Origin of the sequence: Streptomyces prasinopilosus (genome assembly GCF_001419695.1) — a bacterium.
In the GTDB taxonomy this organism is placed as follows: domain Bacteria; phylum Actinomycetota; class Actinomycetes; order Streptomycetales; family Streptomycetaceae; genus Streptomyces; species Streptomyces prasinopilosus.
Window position 1 is genome coordinate 1 of the sequence record NZ_LIRG01000930.1, and the last position, 4,030, is coordinate 4,030.

The following is a 4,030-nucleotide window of genomic DNA, read 5'->3' on the forward strand; positions in this document are numbered from 1 at the left end:
GCAACGGCGAGCAGATCGCCGCGAACAAGGTGAAGGGCGTGCGGGCGGCCCTGGCGTGGAGCGAGGAGACCGCGGCCCTGGGCCGCACGCACAACGACGCCAACGTGGTCGCGGTGGGTGCGCGCATGCACACCACGGACGAGGCGACGAAGTTCGTCGAGATCTTCCTCGGCACCCCGTTCTCGGGCGACGAGCGCCACAGCCGCCGCATCGACATGCTCGCGGCCTACGAGACCACCGGCGACCTCCCCCCGATCCCGCCCCACCACCCCCAGCAGTAACCGGCGACCGGTCCGCGTACGACCCGCCGGGGAGCCGCGGCCCCCGGCGGGAACCAAAGGACGCGGCCGGCCTCGGCAGCGACCGGGGACCACGGGGCACGACCGGGGTGCCCAGCGGGCAGCGAGAGCAGAGAGTGAGGGACCGGACCCGTGCCGGAGGGACACACCATCCACCGGCTGGCCGAGGACTACGCCGCCGCCTTCGCCGACGGCGTCCCCCTCCGGGTGACCAGCCCCCAGGGCAAGTTCAGCGACGCCGCCGCCCTCCTGGACCGCACCCCCCTGCACACCGCCGACGCCCACGGCAAGCACCTCTTCCTCGGCTTCCGCGACCCCGACCCCGAGCACGCCGACTGGGTCCACATCCACCTCGGCCTCTTCGGCAAGGTCGCCCTGGGCCCGGCCCCCGCGCCCCCGCCCACGGACACCGTCCGCCTGCGCCTCGCGCACCCCACCGCGTACGCCGACCTGCGCGGGCCCACCACCTGCGCCCTGATCACCGGTGCCGAGAAGCGGGCGGTGCACGACCGCCTCGGACCCGACCCCCTGCGCCCGGACGCGGAACCGGACACCGCGTACCGCAGGATCAGCCGCAGCCGTACGACGATCGCCGCGCTCCTCATGGACCAGAAGGTCATCGCCGGCGTCGGGAACGTCTACCGCGCCGAGGTCCTCTTCCGGCACCGCATCGACCCCTACCGGGCGGGCCGGGACATCACCCCCGCCGAATGGGACGCGATCTGGACCGACCTGGTCGGGCTGATGCGCGAGGGCGTCCGCAACAACCGCATCGACACCGTCCGCCCGGAACACACCCCGGAGGCGATGGGCCGCCCGCCGCGCGTCGACGACCACGGCGGCGAGGTGTACGTCTACCGGCGGGCCCACCGGCCCTGCCACATCTGCGGCGGCGAGATCCGCACCGCCGGTCTCGCCGCCCGCAACCTCTTCTGGTGCCCCGCCTGCCAACACCGGTAGACAATTTCCGCCGGACGCCCTCCGCGACGGCGCCCGGTGAAGTTGACTGTGCGGCAGGTCCCCCAACGAGGGACAACCAGGACCTCCCGTGCCAAGTGGCCGGTCCGATGGATAGGGTCCCGAACTGATGGCAGCAGGACGAGAGAGGCGCGCGGCGGCCGACACGCTGACGGCCCGGGTGAAGAAGCAGTGGCACCGGGCCCGCGTCGGCGTGCGCCGGGCCGCCGTCGACTACTTCCGCGGGGACGGGTCCGACTGGATAGCCCTCGCCGGACTCCTGCTGACGATCCCGCTCATCGCGGCGGCGACCCTCGCCAACTCCGTGTGGTTCGCGCCCGCCGCACTGGTCCTGCCGATCGTCGCCGGCGGGCTGCTGCTGCGCCCGGCGAGCCTGCTCGGCCTGTACGCGGCGGCGGCGACCGCGCTGATAGTCGAGGCCGTCCGGCTCGGCCCGTACACCGAGGGGGCCTCCCGGGTCACCCCCGGCGTCGTCCTCGTCGTGGCCGCCGGAGGTTTCTTCGGCCTGGTCGTCGCCCAGTTCCGCAGCCGGGTGGGCGTGCCCTGGCGGCGTGGCGGCACCATGCTGTTCGACCTGCGCGAACGCATCCGCGTCCAGAGCCAGTTGCCCGCCCTGCCGAGCGGATGGCACCGGGAGATGTCCCTGCGCCCCGCGGGCGGCCAGTCCTTCTCGGGCGACTTCGTGGTCGCCGCCCGCACCAACGGCGGACGGACCCTGGAAGTCGTCCTGACCGACGTGTCCGGCAAGGGCATGGACGCCGGATCGCGCGCCCTCCTGCTGTCCGGTGCCTTCGGCGGCCTGCTCGGCAGCCTCCCGCCGCACGCCTTCCTGCCGGCCGCCAACGGCTACCTGCTCCGCCAGGAGTGGGAGGAGGGCTTCGCCACCTCCATCCACCTCGTCCTCGACCTGGACTCCGGCGACTACGAGCTGTACTCCGCCGGCCACCCGCCGGGCCTCCAGCTCAGCGCGGGCAGCGGGAAATGGGAGGAGAAGGCGGGCGACGGCCCCCTCCTCGGGGTGTACGACGGCGCCCAGTTCGATCCGGTGAAAGGCTCACTGCGCGCCGGCGACGTGCTGATGCTGTTCACCGACGGCCTGGTGGAGACGGCGGACCGGGACATCGTCGAAGGCATCGACCGCCTCACCGGCGAAGCCGACCGCTACGTCGCCGGCGGCTTCCACGGAGCGGCCTGGCACCTCATCGAAGCGGTCGCCAAGGACGTCAACGACGACCGGGCGCTCCTGCTGATCTGCCGCGAGGGCCCCACGGCCGCCGCGACCCGCTGACCCGCCGACCCGCCGACCGGGCGGGACCGGATGACCCGCCGACCCGCCGACCGGGCGGGACCGGATGGCCCGCCGACTCACCGACCGGACGGGACCGGATGCCCCGCCGACCGGCCGCACCCGGGCCCGGCGCCACTCTCCCGACCCCCTCCAGCCCGCGCGGCACCGCACGGGGGTGACACTGGAGAGGTGACCGGAACACCACGCAGCCTGCTGACCCCGGCCCAGGTCGAGGCCGTCGCCCGCGCCGTGCACGAGGGCCAGAGGGACAAGGCGGGCGTGCCGTACGCCGAACACCTGCGGGCCGTCGCCGAAGGCGTCCGGACGCGCGGCGGCGACGAGGAGCAGATCGCGGCGGCCTGGCTGCACGACGCCGTCGAGGACGGCAAGCTGTCACAGGACTGGCTCAGGGAAGCGGCACTGACCCGGCGGACCAGGGACATCGTCCTCGCGGTCACCAAGCGCTCCGGGGAACCGCCCGAGGCGTACGCGGCCCGCATCCTCGCGACCCCGGGCGCGCTGCTGGTGAAGGAGGCGGACCTGGCGCACAACGCCGATCCGGCCCGGCTGGCGGTGCTCGACGAGGCGACCCGCACACGGCTGACCCAGAAGTACAGGCGGATGCGCACCCTGCTCGGCCTCGTGGCGGGCGAGCGGCCGGCCTGACCGGGCACCCCTTCCCCGGCGACGGAGTCGGCGGCGACGTCGCCGACTCCGGACGGGTCCCGGTGCGGGAGGGCGGCGTCAGCCCGCCCAGACCTCGGCCTCGTCGGCCGGGACGGTGGTGGCCAGGCCCAGTTCCTTGCGGGCGGCGACCGTCTTGTTCGGGTCGATGCCGGTGAACGCCGGGTCGTAGGCGAGGTAGAACGCGTCGACGTCGGCGGCGTCCGCGGCCTTCTTCCAGTCCCCGGCCGCCTTCGTCAGCGTCGCGCGGAGCTTGCCGACCTCGGTGCCCTCGATGCCGCCCAGACCCTCGACGTGGGTGTCGAGGGCGTCCGCGACGGCCTTGGCCTGCGCCTTGTAACCGGCCAGGTCGTCCTCGACGGCGTCCTTCTCGGGCTGGTTCGCCCACAGCGCCTCGTAGACCGCGTTCGAGTCCTCGAGATACGTGACCTGCTCGGGCTCGAGGGACTTCGCGGTCTCCAGCGAGCCCTTGAAGGTGCCCTTCTCCGCGGTGTAGGTGCAGCTCACCGCGCGGTCGCCGGTCGCCCAGCTCTCCTTGGTCGGGGTGTAGTAGAAGAGGCTGACGCCCTTGGGGAGCGCCCAGGTGTCCGGGGCGTACTTCTGCGCCTCGACCGGGCAGCGTTCGTCACCGATCGCCGAGACCCCCTCGTCGCCGGGGTACTCCTTGCCCTCGTCGATCGCGAACTCGGCGACGACCTGGCCCTCGTGCGCCTCGTCGCAGGGCACGATCTCGACGGCGTACGCCGTCGAGATCGTGCCCTGCGACGAGGCGCACGAGGGC

Annotated in this window: 5 protein-coding genes; 4 read left to right on the forward strand and 1 reads right to left on the reverse strand. The window is 73.6% G+C overall.

The genetic code is table 11. The annotated features are described in order from the left end of the window. The 4 genes from AOK18_RS28670 to AOK18_RS28685 form a co-directional block, all read left to right on the forward strand. A partial coding sequence (locus AOK18_RS28670) for an RpiB/LacA/LacB family sugar-phosphate isomerase (RefSeq protein WP_157865270.1) occupies window positions 1-281 on the forward strand: 281 nt, incomplete at its 5' end. 150 nt (window positions 282-431) lie between these two features. Continuing rightward, window positions 432-1,259, forward strand: coding sequence for an Fpg/Nei family DNA glycosylase (locus tag AOK18_RS28675; RefSeq protein WP_055696209.1), 828 nt, complete (start codon window positions 432-434; stop codon window positions 1,257-1,259). A 127-nt stretch (window positions 1,260-1,386) separates the two neighbouring features. Beyond that, window positions 1,387-2,565, forward strand: coding sequence for a PP2C family protein-serine/threonine phosphatase (locus AOK18_RS28680; RefSeq protein ID WP_055574584.1), 1,179 nt, complete (start codon window positions 1,387-1,389; stop codon window positions 2,563-2,565). 189 nt (window positions 2,566-2,754) lie between these two features. Continuing rightward, window positions 2,755-3,231, forward strand: coding sequence for an HD domain-containing protein (locus AOK18_RS28685; protein ID WP_055574585.1), 477 nt, complete (start codon window positions 2,755-2,757; stop codon window positions 3,229-3,231). A gap of 78 nt (window positions 3,232-3,309) precedes the next feature. On the opposite strand, the gene AOK18_RS28690 is transcribed toward AOK18_RS28685, so the two are convergent. Then, a partial coding sequence (locus AOK18_RS28690; protein ID WP_055696210.1) for a septum formation family protein occupies window positions 3,310-4,030 on the reverse strand: 721 nt, incomplete at its 5' end.